The sequence below is a fragment of the Actinoplanes sp. NPDC049265 genome (genome assembly GCF_043197135.1).
Classification (GTDB): domain Bacteria; phylum Actinomycetota; class Actinomycetes; order Mycobacteriales; family Micromonosporaceae; genus Actinoplanes.
This window is the reverse complement of the sequence record NZ_JBICSP010000021.1, coordinates 1173-17266: the sequence shown is the minus strand read 5'-3', so window position 1 is coordinate 17266 and position 16094 is coordinate 1173. Positions and strand designations below refer to the sequence as shown.

Sequence of the window (16094 nt, the reverse complement as noted above, 5' to 3'; positions counted from 1 at the left end):
GAAGTTTAGGGAGTGGCGGTCAGGCGGCGGCCTTGGGCACCAGCGAGGTGGCGCCGGCGGCCAGGCCGTACTGGCCGACCCTGCCCTGCACCACCCGTTCGATCACGCACAGGGCGGTGGACAGCTGGCCCTGGGTGGAACTGGCGTTGTCCACCGTGGAGATGGTCTTCACCAGCAGCGGGTCGGAGCGCACGCCGGCCACCAGGTTGCCGTCCACGGCGCCGTCCCCGGCCACCACCAGCGGCCGGTCGGTCCCCTTGAACTGGGTCGTCAGGGTCACCGCGGCCTGGCTCTTCTTGGTCGCGCTGGTGTCGGTCGCGGGCAGCCCGGAAACGATCACGGTGGCCTCGGCGCCGCCGGTCGGCGCCTTGCCGTCCACCTCGTCGGCGGTGATGTAGCCCGGCTCGGAGTAGGCCGCCAGCACCGCGGTCAGATCGGTCGCGCTGACCGGGGTGGTCTGCTGCTGCAGCGCCCGGGCCAGCAGCGCGCCCGAGGTCTCGACCCCGTCGCTGTTCATCGGCAGCCCCGCCGCCGGCACGGTCGGCTGGGACGCCTGCTCGGCCAGGTCGAGCAGCTCGACCCCGTTGACCGGCTCGAAGAACTTCTCCTGGACCGAGACCTTGGCGGTGATCGTCGCCCCGGCCACCTGCAACATGGCGATCACCTGGTCGGCGTACTTCTGCGTGTTGGGCAGGGCCAGCACCAGGATCTTGCGGCCGGTCAGCTTGCCGTTGAGCAGCGCCGGCGACACCTCGGTGGCGAAGTCCTGGGCCCGGTTCAGCTCCTCGCGGTACTGATTTTGCTGATCACGCAGGTTGCTGTTGTCCTTGCTGACCGACTGCACCTGCTCCTTGAGGCTGTCGGCGACCGGGCCGTTGAGCGCCGCGGTGCCCACCACCAATCCGATGGCCAGGGCGAGGAAGACCGCCGTCAGCGACACCACGTGGTACCGGAAGTTGATCACGGGGAGAGATCCCTACGGCTAGAAGAGGTGGCCGAGCTGGAACAGGAGATTGTCCCACCACTCGGAGACCACGGCGAGGTACGCCTTACCGACCGTCGACACGGCCACCGCGGAGGCCATCGCCGCCACCGCGGAGAGCACCAGCAGCAGCAGCGACGAGCCGGAGATGTTCTGCCGGTAGAGCCGGCTCACCCCCTTGGCGTCGACCAGCTTGCCGCCGACCTTGAGCCGGGTCAGGAAGGTGGACGCCATGCCGCCGCGCCCCTTGTCCAGGAACTCGACCAGGTTGGCATGGGTGCCGACCGCGACGATCAGCGACGCGCCCTTCTCATCGGCCAGCAGCATGGCCAGGTCCTCGCTGGTCGCCGCGGCCGGGAAGGTCAAGGCCGGCACGTCCAGGGCCGAGACCCGATCAAGACCAGGAGCACGACCGTCCGGGTACGCGTGGACCACGATCTCGGCGCCACAGCGCAGCACGTCGTCGGTGACCGAGTCCATGTCCCCGATGATCATGTCGGGGCTGTACCCGTTCTCGACCAGCGCGTCAGCGCCGCCGTCCACCCCGATCAGCACCGGCTTGAACTCGCGGATGTACGGTCGCAGCACGTCCAGGTCGGCCTTGTAGTCGTACCCCCGCACCACGATCAGCACGTGCCGCCCGGCGATCCGGGTCTCCACCTCGGGTACGCCGACGCCGTCGAGCAGCAGGTCGCGTTCCTGCTTGAGGTAGTCCATGGTGTTCGCGGCGAACGCCTCGAGCTGCACCGACAGACCCTCACGGGCCTCCGACATCGCGGTCGCCACGGTCACCGCGTCCTGCCGGATGCCGGTGGCCACCACCTCGCCGTCGACCAGCACCTTCTCGTCCTCGATGCTGACCAGGTCGCCCTCGCTGACCTTTTCCAGCAGGTCCTCACCCAGGCCGTCGATCAGCGTGATGCCGGCCTGGACGAGCACCTCCGGGCCGAGGTTGGGGTAGCGCCCCGAGATCGACGGCTTGGCGTTGAGCACCGCGAGCACACCGACCGCGACCAGCGAGTCGGCGGCCACCCGGTCGATGTCGACGTGGTCGATGACCGCGATCTCACCAGGGCGCAGCCGCCCGACCAGGCGTTTGGTCCGGCGGTCGACGCGGGCGGTGCCGGCGAAGGCCCCCGGTTCGACCGTCCGGGTCCGGCGCAAGGTGGGAAGTCGCATCGTGCACCATCCTGTCACGCGGCTTCACCCTCAGCTCGCGCGACATGCTCGAACTCACCCCCAAAAGGGGCAAATCTCTTTTCTTTTTTCTCTGCCCACCACGGTCCGCAACCCTCTCAGCCGCGCTTGCCCCCACGGTCCGCAACGCACTCAGCCGCGCGCTTCGCCATGCCCACCGCGCTATTCCTTGCCGGCCACGGACCGCACAACCCACTCAGCCACGCTTCTCCTTGCCGGCCACGGACCGCACAACCCACTCAGCCGCGCTTCTCCTTGCCGGCCACGGTCAGCAGCTCCTCGGCGTGGGCTATCCCCAGGTCCGAATCGGGCAGACCAGCCAGCATCCGGGACAACTCCCGCGCCCGGTCGGTCTCCTCCACGATCCGTACCCCACTGGTCGTGATCGCCCCGCCGGTGTCCTTCGCGACCACCAGATGACGATCGGCGAAGGCCGCGACCTGCGGCAGGTGCGTAACCACCAACACCTGATGGGTACGTGCGAGACGCGCCAGCCGCTTGCCGATCTCGACCGCCGCCGTGCCGCCGACCCCGGCGTCCACCTCGTCGAAGACCAGCGTCGGCGGGCCGCCCGCCCCCGCGAACACCACCTCGATGGCCAGCATCACCCGGGACAGCTCACCACCGGACGCGCCTTTCTGCAGGGGCAGCGACGGCGCACCCGGATGGGCCACCAGCCGCAGCTCGACCTCGTCGCCGCCGTCCGGTCCCGGCCCCTCGGACCGCTCGATCACCGCCACCTCGACCCGGGAGTGCGGCATGGCCAGCCCCGCCAGCTCGACACTGACCGCCTCGGAGAACCGGCCGGCCGCCTCCTGACGCGCCGCCGTCAGCCGCCCGGCCAGGTCGAGCACCAGCGTCTCCTGCCGCTGCCGCTCCTTGTCGAGCTCCTCCAGCAACTCGTCGGAGGAGTCGAGCGCGGCCAGCCGGGTGCGCGCGTTGTCGGCCCAGGCGATCACCCCGTCGACGTCGTCGGCGTACTTGCGCAACAGCCCGCGCAGCGCCGCCCGCCGCTCGTAGATCGCTTCCAGCCGCGCCGGGTCGGCGTCGAGCGAGCTCAGATAGGTCGACAGCTCGGAGGAGACATCCCCGACCAGGGTCGCCGCCTCCTCGATGCGGGCCGCGAGGTCGCCCAGCGACGCGTCCACCGCCGTCTGCGCCTCGAGGGTGCGGCGCGCGGTGCCGAGCAACTGGGTCGCGTCGGGCACATCCTCGGTGACCTCGACGCCACCGGACAGCGCCAGCACGGCCTGGGTGGCCGCGACCCGCAGCCCCTCGGCGTGCTCGAGCCGCTGCACCTCGGCCTTGAGATCGTCGTCCTCACCCGGCTGGGGGTCGACCCGGGTGATCTCGTCCAGCCCGAGCTTGAGCAGCTCGGCCTCCTGCGAGCGGGCCCGGGCGTTGGCCCGCCGGTCGGCCAGGTCGTCGACCACGGCCCGCCACGACGAATACGCCTCGCGATAGGTCTCCAGCAGCTTCTCGTGCTCGGGCCCGGCGAACCGGTCGAGGGCCGCCCGCTGCTCGGCCGGGCGCAGCAACCGCAACTGGTCGGACTGACCGTGCACGGCCAGCACCTGCTCGCCGATCTCGCCCAGCATGGACGCCGGCATGCTCCGGCCACCGACGTGCGCCCGGGACCGGCCCTCGATGGTGACGGTCCGGCTCAGCAGCACGCTGCCGTCGTCGTCGACCTCGCCGCCGGCGTCGGTGATGCGCGTCGTGATGGCGCCGCCGAGCGAGCCCTTGAGCCGCAGCCGCCCTTCGACAACGGCGCGGCCCGGGTCGGCGCGCACCCGCCCGGCGTCGGCGCGCCCCCCGAACAGCAACCCGAGACCGGTCACCACCATGGTCTTGCCGGCGCCGGTCTCACCGGTGATGACATTCATCCCGGAGCTCAGGTGCAGGGTCGTGTCGTCGATGACACCGAGCCCGGTGATCCGCAGTTCCTCCAGCACACGGCAGACAGTAGTGGGACCGGCCGAAGAATGCCCACCAGGGCTGTGGATCAGCGTCGATCGCCACGCTCGTCCACAGCGTCCCCGCACCTCACCGCTTCCGGCTCAGCGCCGACCGCCACGCTCCTCCACAGCGTCCCCGCATCTGGTCCAGCGCCGGTTCCCGCGCTCGTCCACAGCGTCCCCGCACCTCACCGCTTCCGGCTCAGCGCCGATTCCCGCGCCATCCATCCACCGGGAGTGCGAACTTGGCCACCAGAGTGTCGGTGAACGGCCGCGGAGCCAGCCTCACCAGGCGTACCGGCAGGTCACCGCGCTGAACCGTGACCTGCGCACCCGGCGGGAGATCCCAGGTGCGACGCCCGTCGGCACAGAGCGTGGCGAAGGACGTATAAGGGTCCACGGTGATCGAGAACGTCGAGGTCGGCGCGGTCACCAGCGGCTTGCTGAACAGGGCGTGCGCGCTGATCGGCACCAGCAGCAGCGCCTCCACCTCGGGCCACACCACCGGCCCGCCGGCCGAGAACGCGTACGCGGTGGAACCCGTCGGCGTGGCGCACACCACGCCGTCACAGCCGTAGCGGGACAGCGGCCGCCCGTCCACGTCGACGAGCAGCTCGAGCATCTGGGCCCGCTGTCCCTTCTCGACGCTGACCTCGTTGAGCGCGAACGACTCGGCGATCAGCCGGCCGTCGTACTCGGCCCGCACGTCCAGGGTCAGCCGTTCGTGGACGGTGTACGACCCGGCGACCACGTCCTCGATCACCCGGTCGATGTCACCGGTCTCGGCCACCGCCAGGAAGCCGACGTGTCCGGTGTTGATGCCCAGCATCGGCACCTTGGCCGGGCGGGCCAGCTCGGCCGCCCGCAGGAAGGTGCCGTCACCGCCCATGGCCAGCGCGATCTCCACCCCCTCGGCGGCGTCCGCGTCGTCGCTGACCAGCACCACGCCGGCCGGGAAGTCGAGGTCACCCGCCTCCTCGGTCAGCACCCGCACCTCGAACCCGGCGGCCAGCAGATCCTGGGCGACGGTCCGGGCGTGCGCGGCGCTCTGCCGGCGTCCCGTGTGGGCCACCAGCAAGGCAGCACGGCTCATCGAAATGTCCTCCGCAAAAGGGGGCCTGTCTTCAGTGGTGGCCCTGGGCGGTGTCCGGGGGCCGGACGGCGCTCTCGGCTACCAATGGTGACGACTCGTCCGAAGTTATCCGACCCGACGGACCGGCGGCGACCACGGTGCGTATGCGGTCCGGGTCGGCGCGTACCCCGTCCCGGCGGAACCACACGAAGAACTCGACATTGCCGCTCGGCCCCGGCAGCGGGCTGGCCGTCACGTCGGCCACACCCAGCCCGAGCTCGGCGGCCGCCGTACACACGTCCAGCACCGCCTCGGCCCGCAGCCCCGGGTCGCGGACCACGCCACCGGCACCGACCCGGTCCTTGCCCACCTCGAACTGTGGTTTCACCATCAGCGTGAGGTCGCCGTCCGGCGCGGTGCAGGCGGCCAGCGCCGGCAGCACCAGCCGCAGCGAGATGAACGACAGGTCGGCCACGGTCAGATCGACCGGCCCGCCGATCTGGTCCGGGGTCAGCGTGCGGACGTTGGTGCGCTCCAAAACGAAGACCCGTTCATCGGTACGGATGGGCCAGGCCAACTGGCCGTACCCGACGTCGACCGCGGCGACGTGGGCGGCGCCGCCCCGCAGCAGCACGTCGGTGAAGCCGCCGGTGGAGGCGCCCGCGTCCAGGCAACGCCGACCGGCGACGGTCAGTCCCCGCTCGGCGAACACGGCCAGCGCTCCGGCGAGTTTGTGACCGCCCCGGGACACGTACTCGTCCTTGGGGTCCTCACCGGTCACCAGCACCGGGTCAGCCGGATCGATCATCGCGGCGACCTTGTGCGCCACCGTGCCGCGCACCTGCACGCGGCCTTCGGCGACGAGCGCGGCGGCCTGCTCCCGCGAACGGGCGAGCTTGCGTCGAACCAGTTCGGCGTCGAGTCGAGCACGACGGGCCATCGACTAGCCGTCGATGCTCGCGAGCGTCTCGCGCAGGACCTCGTGTGCCGCTTCGTACTCGGCGAGCTGCTCGGCCGGCGGCAGCTGCGCGGCGTTCTCCAGCGCGGCCAGCATGCCGTCCACAGCCGGGTGGCCGGTCTCGCCGTCCGACTGCTGGAACATGTTGTGCCCCGGCGGCGGCCCAGGACGCGGACCGGGCGTAGGCGTCGGGTAGCTCACTGGTCTCCCTCCGGGCGAGCAGTCTTCTTGGCCGGCGTGGTCTTCTTGGCCACCGCCTTCTTGGCGACCTTCTTGGCCGGCGCTTTCTTCGCCGCCGACGCACCTGTTCCCGACGACGCGTTCGTCCCCGACGCGCCCGTCCCGGACGAGGCGTTCGTCACCGGCGGCAGCTCGGTCGCGGCCGCCGCGTCCACGACACCGGCCACCGGCGACTCGGCCGTGCCCGCGGGCGTCGCCGGGGTGGCCTTCGCCGCTTTCTTCCCCGGCGCGGCCTTCTTGCCGGGCGCGACCTTCGAGGGTGCGGCCTTCTTGCCGGGCGCGACCTTGCCGGGCGCGGCCCCGACGACCGGCGCGACCTTCGACGGCACGGCCTTCGAGGGTGCGACCTTTGACGGCGCGACCTTCTTTACCGGCGGGGTCGCGGCCGTGGGCATCTGGTTGGGGGTGGCCTTCTTGGCCGGCGGAGACGTGAGGTCGGCCGGTGCCGCCTTCTTGACCGCCTTCTTCGCGACCTTCTTGACCGGGAGGGGCGCCGGCTTGTCCAGCACGTCGCCGTCCGAGCCCGGCCCGGTGGCGTACTCGGCCGCGGACACCCGCGCCTGCGCCGCCCGCAGCCGCTTCTCCAGGTCACGGACGCGGGTGGTCAGGTCCTTGACCTCGTCCGCGGTGGCCAGCCCGACCATGCCCAGCGCCCGGTCGACCTCGAAGCGCACGATGTTGGTCAGCGCCTCGCGGTTCTGCATGCCCGTACTCATCAGATCCTCGACCAGGCCCTGCAGCTGGGCGGCTGTCGCGCCGCCGCGGTTGACCAGGTCCGAGGCCACTTTTTGCGCCCTTTTGCGGGGCGCCTCGGTCAGTCCGAGCGCCATCTCCAGATACGCCCGCCATGCGTCCTGCATGATCGCCCTCCTTCGCGTCAGGTGCCACGCTACCGGTCGGTCGAACGCGAAAACGTGCGGTACCGTGCGGTCAATCCCAGTGTCGCGGATCAAGCTGTGAAGGAAGGGACGCCGATGGCCACGGTGGACGAGTGCCGGCAGGCTCTGCACGACCTCGCCGCCCGGTTGGAACGCAACGCCGAGACGAGGGGCAAGCTCGACTTCGACCGTACGCTGGCCGCCCGCGTAACCGACCTCGAAACAGCGTTCCACGCCCGCCTCACCGACGGTTTGCTGGTCGACATAGCCGACGGCGACGACCCGAAGGCGAAGATCGCCCTGATCGCGAACAGCGACGACCTGATCTCCTTGATCCACGGCGGCCTTGACGTCACCCGCGCCGTAGCCTCCGGCCAGGTCAAGATCAAGGCCAACCCCTTCGACCTCCTTAAACTCCGCAAGCTGCTGTAGCGAACCGCGCGGCAACCGCGGTCCGGGAGACCTGAGCCCAGGGCGGTTCGCGCTCCGGCAGAGCCGCGTTCGGCTCGGACTACGCTCCGGGACGTACACCGGAAGCCGCACGCCGGCGGACGTCAGCGGGGCGCCCGCCGACGAGTGTCGGGGACATGAAAAACCCGGTAGCGAACAGCACTCCCGTAGCGACGAGGCGACTGACCAAACGCTACGGCTCGTTGACCGCCGTGGACGCGCTCGACCTCGAAGTGCGGGCCGGAGAGGTGTACGGCTTCCTCGGGCCGAACGGCGCTGGCAAGACCACCACGTTACGGATGCTGCTCGGGCTGATCCGGCCCACGTCGGGCGAGGTGCGGCTGTTCGGTGTCACTCCGGGGCGGCGCGGCCACCTGGCCCGGGTGGGTTCCCTGGTCGAAGGGCCGGCCTTTTACCCGTACCTCAGTGGTTCGGACAATCTCAAAGCGATGGCGCGGCACGCCCGGGTGGGTGCCGACCGCATCGCGCTGGTGCTCGACCAGGTTGACCTGACCGGGCGGGCCCACGACCGGTACGCCACCTACTCGCTCGGCCTGAAACAGCGGCTGGGGGTGGCGGCCGCCCTGCTCAAGGATCCGCGCCTGGTGGTGCTGGACGAGCCGACCAACGGCCTCGACCCGGCCGGCATGGCCGACATGCGCCTGCTGGTCAAGCGGCTCGGCGCGGCCGGCTGCACGGTGCTGCTGTCCAGTCACCTGATGACCGAGGTGCAGGAACTCTGCGACCGGGTCGGCATCATCTCCCGGGGGCGGCTCGTTGCCGAGAGCACGGTGGCCGAGCTGCGCGGTGACCGTACCCTCCGGATCGTCGCCTCGCCCCTCGCCGAAGCCGCCGCCGTCGCGCGCACCGTGCTCGGCAGCACCGCCGTCGAGATCCGCGACGACGGCCTCGACCTCGCCGTCCCGCCCGGCCGTGCGCCCGAGATCAACGTCGCGCTGGTCCGCGCCGGCATCGCCGTGCACTCGCTCACGCCGCGCGAACGCAGCCTCGAACAGGCCTTCTTCGACCTGACCACCGCGCCCCTTGAGGAGACCGCTCGTGTTTGATGACATTCGCGCTGAGGCGCGCAAGCTGGTGCGCCGGCCGGCGATTTGGACGCTGTTGGCGGTCGCGCTCACGCTTTCGTTGATTTTTACCTACATCGTTCCGTACGCGGGGTACGCCGGCGCCACCGATGCCGGACCGACCGCGGGGCGTGGACTGGCGTCGATGCTGCCGGACCGGCTCGTCGGCAACTCCATCGGCGGGCTGCCGGTCTTCCTCGGTGCGCTGATGCTGATCCTGGGCGTGCTCGCGGTCGGCAGCGAATACAGCTGGGGCACCTGGAAGACGCTGCTCACCCAGGATCCTTCGCGTCTTCGGGTGTACGCCGCCAAGCTGGTCGTGGCCCTGGGCGCGGCGCTGGTGGGGGTGCTGGCGGTGTTCGCGTTCGGTGCCGCGGCGAGTGCGCTGATCGCGGCGGGCGAGAGCGTGCCGCTGGATTGGCCCTCGGGCGGCGATGTGCTGGTCGGGGTCGGGGCCGGCTGGCTGATCGCGGCGATGTGGACGGTGCTCGGGGCGCTGCTGGCCATCGCGTTGCGCGGGGTGGCGCTGCCGGTCGGGCTGGGCCTGGTGTGGCTGCTGGCCGTGCAGAACCTGCTGTCGCTGATCGCGGCGCCGCTGCTCGACTGGGTGGCGCAGCTGCAGAAGGGACTGCCCGGTCCGAACGCCGGTTCGCTGGTGGCGGCGCTCGGCGGCGGTACGGACACGCCCGGGGTGGCGGCCCTGGTCGACGGTGGGCAGGCGGCGCTGGTGCTGGCCGCGTACCTGGTCGTCTTCGCCGTCGCGGGCGGTGTGGTGCTCCGCCGGCGTGACATCCTGTGACAGTGGCCGACGGGTTTGCTGGCGCTGTTCCTGGTCCTGAGCGGAGTGTTCGGGACGGCGCCCGCTTCCCGCAACACCGGACTCGCGCCGCACGGCTGGTGGGCGTACGTCCCGGTGGTCGTGGCGGCGCTCGTGATCGTGCTGCGGCGGCGCTTCCCGCTGCCGGTCCTCGGTGTCACGGTTGCCGCCGTCTGTGCGTACACACTGATGGGTCTGCTCTATGGCCCGATCCTGTTCAGTGTGGGGTTCGCCGTCTACATGGTCGCCGCCCGCCGGCCGCTGCGGGTGTCGGTCACCGCGGCCGCTGTCTCGTCGGTGCTGATCGTCGTGTGCGGCATGGCCGGCACCGGGTTCGGGCTGATCCCTACGTTGCCGGTCTCGGCCTGGGTGGCGGTTCCGCTGGCCGTCGGCGTTACCGTCCGTGTGACCCGCGAGCAGCGGCTGCAGTCCCGCCGCGACGAGCTGCGCCGCCACGCCGACGCCGAACGTCTGCGCGTCGCCCAGGAGGTCCACGACGTGGTCGGCCACGGGCTGGCCGCCATCACGATGCAGGCCGACATCGCCCTCCACGTGCTGGCCAAACGCGCCCCCTCGCCGAACGCGACAGCCGCTTCCACCACCGCCCCCTCGTCCGCCGCGTTTGAACCCCCCGCCGCGTCCGAGTCCCCCGCCGCGCTTGACTCCGCCGCCGTTGACTCCGCCGCCGCGCCTGAGTCCCCCGCCACGCTTGACTCCGCCGCCGCGCCTGAGCCCCCCGCCGCCGTCGATTCCGCCGCCGGGCTCGATGCCGCGGCCGGCGACGGGCCTGATCCCGCACCGGCCCAGCCTGACTACCACGCCGCGCTCGCGGCCGCCGAAGCAGCGCTCGCCGCGATCAGCAAGACCAGCCGCGAGTCGCTCGACGAACTACGGGTCACCCTGGGCGCGGTGCGACGCGGCCCCGAGGAGGTCGACGACCGCACTCCGGCACCCGGCCTGGCCCGCCTCGACGCCCTGGTCGACCGGACGCGTTCGGCCGGCGTATCCGTCGAGCTCTCGATCTCGGGCCCGCTGACCGGCCTGCCCACCGCCGTCGATCTCGCCGCCTACCGCGTGGTCCAGGAATCGCTGACCAACGTGCTCCGGCACGCCGGCTCGGCCACCGCCGCGGTCCGGATCGCGGTTGCCGACGGCCGGCTCGGCATCGCGGTCACCGACACCGGCCGCGGCGTTCCACAACCGGCCCACGACGGCGGGCACGGGCTGGTCGGCATGCGCGAGCGGGTGACGGCCCTCGGCGGCAGCCTCGACACCGGTCCGGGCGCGGACGGCGGCTTCGCGGTGACCGCCTCGATCCCGCTGCGCGGCGCCGTGCCACGCACCTACCACCCGGGGGCAGCCGATGGCTGACGTACGCGTACTCGTCGCCGACGATCAGGACCTGGTCCGGCTCGGCCTGCGTACCCTGCTGGACAGTGAGGACGGTGTCACGATCGTCGGCGAGGCGGCGGACGGGCTGGCCGCCGTCGAGCAGGCCCGCGCCCTGCGCCCCGACGTCGTGCTGATGGACATCCGCATGCCCGGCATCGACGGCATCGAGGCCACCCGCCGGATCGCCGCCGACCCTGACCTGGCCGGCACCCGGGTCGTGGTGCTGACGACGTTCGAGGTCGACGCGTACGTCTTCGACGCGCTCCGCCACGGCGCCAGCGGTTTCCTGACCAAGGACACCAAACCGGCTGATCTGGTACGCGCCATCCACCTGATCGCCGCCGGCGAGGCGCTCCTCTCCCCGTCGGTGACCCGCAAGGTGGTCCGCGAGTTCGCGTCCCGGCCGTCCCGCGTCCTGCAGCCGCATCCGCAGCTGGCGTCCCTGACCGACCGCGAGCGCGAGATCGTCGGCCTGGTCGGCGAGGGCCTGAGCAACGAGGAGATCGCCGCCCGCCTGGTCGTCAGCCCGGCGACCGCCCGCACCCACGTCAGCCGCGCCATGATCAAACTGTCCGCTCGGGACCGCGCCCAGCTGGTCGTCTTCGCGTACCGATCAGGCCTGGTCGACTGAGCCGCGCCGTGATCAGACGGGTCCTCGCCTACCGGTCGGGCATGGTCGGTGGAGCCGCGCCGTCTTCGGACGGGTCTTCGCGTACCGGTCAGGTCTGGTCGGTTGAGTCCCACCAGCGGAGGACGCGCAACGCCCGCACGGTGCTCCATCGGCCGGCGGCCCCAACGGGTTCCAGCTCGAACCACTGCCGTCCCGGATAAGGCGCATAGGTGGGCCACCGCCCGTCCGTGCGCCGCGCCCGCCGGATCACCTGAACGGCGTCCTCCAACCGCTCATCCCGGCCCCCGGCGCCGCTGTCACTGAAGTATTCGAGCCCCCGCAGCACGTCGAAATGCCATTCCGGGAAGGCGGGAAACCGCATGCTGCCCCTGATTGCTACAGCATCCGAGCGATGCGATCGATAAAGCCGATGTACGAGAAAGAACTCCCGCCCCCGCCGCACCGCCGCCGCCACATCGATCGGCCCGTCGTACTCCCGTAACGCCTCCAGCACCTGGACCGAGGTGTGGAACGAGCCGTGCCTGGTCCGGTCGCCGCGCGCGGCACAGTTCCAGCCGCCGTCGTCCTGCTGCTGCTCCAGCAGATGCCCGACCAGATCACCGATCCGCTCACCCTGATAACCGTGATAACAGCTGAGCCGCACCAGGATCGCGGCGATGCAGGTTTCCGGCGTACGCCACCGCTTCTGCCATTCCCACAGCCGCGCGCATCCTCTCAGCGCACCCGGATGCCCCGGCGGCAGTCCCAGCCAGAGCAGCCGCAACAGCGTGTAGGTGGTCGACGTCCACTTGGGCGAGTAGACGCCCTCGCCCCAGTTCCCGTCGTCACTTTGCGCCGCCAGCAGCCGCGCACCCCACCCGTCGGTGGCGATCCGCTCCCGCCCTTCCCCGAGCAGCCGCCACCGGACCGCCGGGTCCCCTTCCAGCAGCCACCGTTCGACCTCGCCGTCGGGCACCCCGCCACCCTAAGGCAAGCCAGCCGACCGGCCGCCCGTCAACGGCGAACGCCCAAGACCAACTCGAACACCCGCCACCAAGCTCGACCGCGACCAGCTCAGACGGCCGCCACCAAGCTCGACCGCGACCAGCTCAGACGCCCCAGTCGCCGAGGACCGTTCGCGCCTCGTCCGATCCCGCCCGCACCGTGGCCCCCGACCAGGCGTGCGGGCACAACAGCCGGAGGGCGTCGACGGCCGCGCCGCTCCCGCCCAGCGTCACATTGCCGTCGGCGACCGTGACGTCCCAGCCGCCGAGCGAAGTGGTCTCCGCCCCCGGGATCCGTGACGCGTCGGCCGGCTCGAACAGCCCCGACAGGTCGGCCGCCACGAAGGTCGGGCGCCGCTCCGGCTCGGCCGCCAGGAGGTCGGCCGGTCCGCTCACGCCGGTCAGGACGAGCAGGCTGTCGGTGCCGGCGTTGTTCGCGCCTTCGATGTCGGTGTCCAGCCGGTCGCCCACGGTCAGCGGGTGCTCGGCGCCGGACAGGGTCGCCGCGGTGGTGAACAGGGCCGGCTCGGGCTTGCCGACGATGATGTCCGGGTCGCGGTTCAGCGCGGTACGCAGCACCGCCACCAGCGAGCCGTTGCCCGGCAGCGGGCCGCGCGGGCTGGGCAGGGTGCGGTCGGTGTTGGTGGCCACCCAGGTCGCCCCGGCCCGCACGGCCAGCGCCGCCTCGGCCAGGATGCGCCAGCCGACGTCCGGCCCGTATCCCTGCACCACCGCGGCCGGCTTGTCCTCGAACGTCTCGACCGGCGTCAGCCCCACGTCGCGAACCTCGGCCCGCAACGCTTCCGCGCCCACCACCAGCACCGGCGAGCCCGGCGCGAGCCGCTGGGCGAGCAGGGCCGCGGCGGCGCCGGCCGAGGTCAGAACCTCGTCGGCCTTGGCCGGAACCCCCATCCCGGTGAGCAGCGAGGCGACGTCGGCCGCGCGCCGCGAGGCGTTGTTGGTCGCGTACGCAACCGAAACACCATCGGCGCGCAGCCGCTCAACGGCTTCCGCCGCGCCCGGTATGGGCCGGTCGATCAGATAGACGACCCCATCAAGATCAAAGACCACCAGGTCGTACGCGTCGACCAGCCCACCACTCACGCCTTGCGCTCCCCGTCGCCGTCCGAGCCACCACCGGTGAACTCGTCCCCGTCCGCCTTCTCGTCGCCTTCCGCCCCCGCGACCGCGTCGCCCGAGCCGGACAGCCCGCCATCGTCGCCCGAGCCGGACCGTCCCCCATCGTCGCCCGAGCCGGACCGTCCCCCATCAGAGAACCGCACGGCTGGAGCAGCTGCCCCGTCACCCGACACTCCGCCGTCCGAGGCGGCCACGTCGCCGGACCCCGCACCGCTCGAAGCGACCACGGCGCCGTCCGAAGCGGCCACGCCACCGGACACCACACCGCCCGAAGCGGCCGCGTCACCGGAGGCCCCGCCGTCCGGGGAGGAGGGAGCGACCACCCGGTCGACCGCGGCCTCGGTCCGCGTCTCGTCGTCGAGGTCGTCCTCACCTTCGAGGTCGTCCTCTTCATCGACGCTCACCGCGCGATCGCCGTCCGGGACCCGAGCATCGTCGACGTCCGCGCGAGCCTCAGACCGGCCCCCGTCGAGGCCGTCTTCGTCCCCGGCCCGCACCGCGTCATCGTCCAGATCATCGTCTTCGGAGTCGTCGTCCCCGCCGGCCCACGCCTCAACCTCATCGCTGTCGAGATCGTCATCGTCACGGTCACCGGCACGCGCCCCGACCTGGTCCGAGTCATCGTCACCGGCCCGCGCCTCAACCTCATCGCCGTCGAGATCGTCAGCGCCGTCGAGATCGTCAGCGCCGTCAACGTCATCAGCGCCGTCGAGATCGTCGCCGTCCCCGTCACGGTCACCGGCGAGCGCCTCGGTCTGGTCGGACTCGTCCCCGGCCCCATCGGTGGCGAGGTCGTCCTCGTCCTCGTCGTCGCCTTCGATGACGACGCCGTCGAGTTCGAGGAGGCGTTCGGTGGCGTCGGTGGTTTCGTCGGTGTCGGCGGCCGCGGCGCGGGCGAACCACTCGCGTGCCTCGTCGCGGCGGTCGGCCGCGAGCAGCGCGTCGGCGTAGGCGTACCGCAGCCGCGCCGCCCACTCGGCGTCCTCGTCGGCGGTGAGTTCGCGCACCTGCAGCATGGCCACCGCGGCGTCGTGCTGGCCCAGGTCACCGCGGGCGCCCGCCGCCACGATCAGGAGCTCGATCGTGCTGGCCTTGTCCAGCGCCTCGCGGTCGGCCCCGCGGAACAGGTCGATTGCCCGTTCCGGCCGGCCCAGCGCGCGCTCACTGTCGGCGATCTCGGCCAGGTGGGTCTGCTTCCCCGACATCCGGTGGTACGTCCGCAGCTCCGCGATCGCCGTGGCCCAGTCTCCCGCGGCGTACGCGGCCAGCCCGACCGCCTCCCGCACGACCGCGATCCGCGAGGCGACCCGCCGAGCCGCGATCGCGTGCTGCAGCGCCAGTTCCGCGTCCTCGTCGATGATCTGCCCAGCCGCGACCAGGTGCCGTGACACCCGGTCGGCCATGTCGCGCGACAGCGTCAGCAGCTCCGAGCGAACTTCCTTGTCGAGGTCGCTGGCCTGAATGTCGTCGGGGATGGCGGGCGCCTGGAAGGCCGGCTGCCGCTCGTCGCCCCGGTCTTCAGGACCGCGGTTCTCCTGGTACGCCTCCCGCGCCCCCCGGTCATCGCGCCGGAAACCGCCCCGGTCATCCCGGTCATCCCGCCGGAAACCGCCCCGGTCGCCTCCGCGGTCGTCCCGCTGGAAGCCACCCCGGTCACCCCCGCGGTCATCCCGCTGGAAGCCACCCCGGTCACCCCCGCGGTCATCCCGCTGGAAGCCACCGCGATCGCCCCGGTCGTCCCGCCGGAAACCGCCCTGCGGACGATCCTCACGAGCCCCGCCACGGTCCGACCCTCCGCGGTCCCGCTGGAAGCCCCCATCCCGCGGCCCACTGCGATCCCGCTGGAAGCCCTGCCCGCCCCGGTCCCGGTCGAAGCCGCCGTCCCGCTGACCTCCATCACGCTGACCACCGTCACGCTGGCCACCGCGATCCCGGTCGAAGCCACCGCGCCCGCCGCGGTCGAAGTTTCCCCGATCCCGCTGGAAGCCGCCGTCGCGCTGCCCCCCACGGTCCCGGTCGAACCCGCCACGCGCGCCCCGGTCATCGCGGTCGCCCCGGAAGCCACCCTGCGGACGGTCGCCCCGCCCACCCTGGTAGCCCTCCCGCGGCCCACGGTCATCCCGGGCCCCGCCCCGGTCGTCCCGCGGCCCACGATCGCCACGGAACCCACCGCGATCGTCCCGGTCCCGGTATCCACCACGATCACCGGTGGGCCGATCACCACCACGGAACCCACCACGATCACCGGTAGGCCGATCACCACCACGGAACCCACCACGATCACCGGTAGGCCGATCACCACCACGGACGC

General features: G+C 71.9%; 15 protein-coding genes and 1 pseudogene. 5 read left to right on the top strand and 11 right to left on the bottom strand.

Translation table 11 applies throughout. The features are described 5' to 3' along the window. Nucleotides 1-19 precede the first annotated feature (19 nt). The 7 genes from ACGFIO_RS35820 to ACGFIO_RS35790 form a co-directional block, all read right to left on the bottom strand. Nucleotides 20-964 (bottom strand): copper transporter, encoded by a 945-nt coding sequence (locus ACGFIO_RS35820; protein ID WP_392833592.1) that lies wholly within the window; start codon nucleotides 962-964, stop codon nucleotides 20-22. Between the two features lie 18 nt (nucleotides 965-982). Then, a complete protein-coding gene (gene steA / locus ACGFIO_RS35815; RefSeq protein ID WP_392833589.1) occupies nucleotides 983-2161 on the bottom strand; it encodes a putative cytokinetic ring protein SteA in 1179 nt (392 codons plus the stop codon). Nucleotides 2162-2418: 257 nt separating this feature from the next. Further along, nucleotides 2419-4134, bottom strand: coding sequence for a DNA repair protein RecN (gene recN, locus ACGFIO_RS35810; RefSeq protein ID WP_392833587.1), 1716 nt, complete (start codon nucleotides 4132-4134; stop codon nucleotides 2419-2421). 205 nt (nucleotides 4135-4339) lie between these two features. Beyond that, nucleotides 4340-5230: an NAD kinase gene (locus ACGFIO_RS35805; RefSeq protein WP_392833585.1), complete on the bottom strand. Its 891-nt coding sequence runs from the start codon at nucleotides 5228-5230 to the stop codon at nucleotides 4340-4342. A gap of 31 nt (nucleotides 5231-5261) precedes the next feature. Then, a complete protein-coding gene (locus tag ACGFIO_RS35800; RefSeq protein ID WP_392833582.1) occupies nucleotides 5262-6149 on the bottom strand; it encodes a TlyA family RNA methyltransferase in 888 nt (295 codons plus the stop codon). A gap of 3 nt (nucleotides 6150-6152) precedes the next feature. Then, nucleotides 6153-6368, bottom strand: coding sequence for a hypothetical protein (locus ACGFIO_RS35795; RefSeq protein WP_392833581.1), 216 nt, complete (start codon nucleotides 6366-6368; stop codon nucleotides 6153-6155). Beyond that, nucleotides 6365-7267 (bottom strand): hypothetical protein, encoded by a 903-nt coding sequence (locus tag ACGFIO_RS35790; protein WP_392833579.1) that lies wholly within the window; start codon nucleotides 7265-7267, stop codon nucleotides 6365-6367. Before ACGFIO_RS35790 ends, ACGFIO_RS35795 begins: the two co-directional genes overlap by 4 nt. A 114-nt stretch (nucleotides 7268-7381) precedes the next feature. Here ACGFIO_RS35790 and ACGFIO_RS35785 point away from each other — a divergent pair, with 114 nt between their 5' ends. The 5 genes from ACGFIO_RS35785 to ACGFIO_RS35765 all read left to right on the top strand — a co-directional run bounded on the left by ACGFIO_RS35785 (nucleotide 7382) and on the right by ACGFIO_RS35765 (nucleotide 11660). Beyond that, nucleotides 7382-7717 (top strand): SCP2 sterol-binding domain-containing protein, encoded by a 336-nt coding sequence (locus ACGFIO_RS35785; protein WP_392833822.1) that lies wholly within the window; start codon nucleotides 7382-7384, stop codon nucleotides 7715-7717. Nucleotides 7718-7872: 155 nt separating this feature from the next. Beyond that, on the top strand, nucleotides 7873-8802 hold the full coding sequence (locus ACGFIO_RS35780) for an ABC transporter ATP-binding protein (protein WP_392833577.1): 930 nt from the start codon (nucleotides 7873-7875) through the stop codon (nucleotides 8800-8802). Beyond that, nucleotides 8795-9619, top strand: a complete 825-nt coding sequence (locus ACGFIO_RS35775) for an ABC transporter permease (RefSeq protein WP_392833574.1) — start codon at nucleotides 8795-8797, stop codon at nucleotides 9617-9619. Before ACGFIO_RS35780 ends, ACGFIO_RS35775 begins: the two co-directional genes overlap by 8 nt. Nucleotides 9620-9634: 15 nt before the next feature. Then, nucleotides 9635-11008: a sensor histidine kinase gene (locus ACGFIO_RS35770; RefSeq protein ID WP_392833571.1), complete on the top strand. Its 1374-nt coding sequence runs from the start codon at nucleotides 9635-9637 to the stop codon at nucleotides 11006-11008. Continuing rightward, nucleotides 11001-11660 carry a response regulator gene (locus ACGFIO_RS35765; RefSeq protein ID WP_392833568.1) on the top strand — a complete coding sequence of 220 codons (660 nt, stop codon included), beginning with the start codon at nucleotides 11001-11003 and terminating at the stop codon, nucleotides 11658-11660. Before ACGFIO_RS35770 ends, ACGFIO_RS35765 begins: the two co-directional genes overlap by 8 nt. 88 nt (nucleotides 11661-11748) lie before the next feature. On the opposite strand, the gene ACGFIO_RS35760 is transcribed toward ACGFIO_RS35765, so the two are convergent. From ACGFIO_RS35760 to ACGFIO_RS35745, 4 genes and pseudogenes are all read right to left on the bottom strand, one after another. Then, nucleotides 11749-12615 carry a hypothetical protein gene (locus ACGFIO_RS35760; RefSeq protein ID WP_392833567.1) on the bottom strand — a complete coding sequence of 289 codons (867 nt, stop codon included), beginning with the start codon at nucleotides 12613-12615 and terminating at the stop codon, nucleotides 11749-11751. A 133-nt stretch (nucleotides 12616-12748) separates the two neighbouring features. Continuing rightward, nucleotides 12749-13747 (bottom strand): HAD-IIA family hydrolase, encoded by a 999-nt coding sequence (locus tag ACGFIO_RS35755; RefSeq protein ID WP_392833564.1) that lies wholly within the window; start codon nucleotides 13745-13747, stop codon nucleotides 12749-12751. Then, nucleotides 13744-15186 carry a hypothetical protein gene (locus ACGFIO_RS35750; protein ID WP_392833562.1) on the bottom strand — a complete coding sequence of 481 codons (1443 nt, stop codon included), beginning with the start codon at nucleotides 15184-15186 and terminating at the stop codon, nucleotides 13744-13746. Before ACGFIO_RS35750 ends, ACGFIO_RS35755 begins: the two co-directional genes overlap by 4 nt. Before the next feature lie 14 nt (nucleotides 15187-15200). Next, nucleotides 15201-16094 (bottom strand): annotated as a pseudogene (locus ACGFIO_RS35745) (hypothetical protein); the annotation flags it as partial.

Excerpts from the sequence above, each read along its gene's own strand:
- steA (WP_392833589.1), bottom strand. The coding sequence starts at position 2,161 with ATGCGACTTCCCACCTTGCGCCGGACCCGGACGGTCGAACCGGGGGCC.
- ACGFIO_RS35805 (WP_392833585.1), bottom strand. The coding sequence starts at position 5,230 with ATGAGCCGTGCTGCCTTGCTGGTGGCCCACACGGGACGCCGGCAGAGC.
- ACGFIO_RS35800 (WP_392833582.1), bottom strand. The coding sequence starts at position 6,149 with ATGGCCCGTCGTGCTCGACTCGACGCCGAACTGGTTCGACGCAAGCTC.
- ACGFIO_RS35790 (WP_392833579.1), bottom strand. The coding sequence starts at position 7,267 with ATGCAGGACGCATGGCGGGCGTATCTGGAGATGGCGCTCGGACTGACC.
- ACGFIO_RS35785 (WP_392833822.1), top strand. The coding sequence starts at position 7,382 with ATGGCCACGGTGGACGAGTGCCGGCAGGCTCTGCACGACCTCGCCGCC.
- ACGFIO_RS35780 (WP_392833577.1), top strand. The coding sequence starts at position 7,873 with ATGAAAAACCCGGTAGCGAACAGCACTCCCGTAGCGACGAGGCGACTG.
- ACGFIO_RS35765 (WP_392833568.1), top strand. The coding sequence starts at position 11,001 with ATGGCTGACGTACGCGTACTCGTCGCCGACGATCAGGACCTGGTCCGG.
- ACGFIO_RS35750 (WP_392833562.1), bottom strand. The coding sequence starts at position 15,186 with ATGGCCGACCGGGTGTCACGGCACCTGGTCGCGGCTGGGCAGATCATC.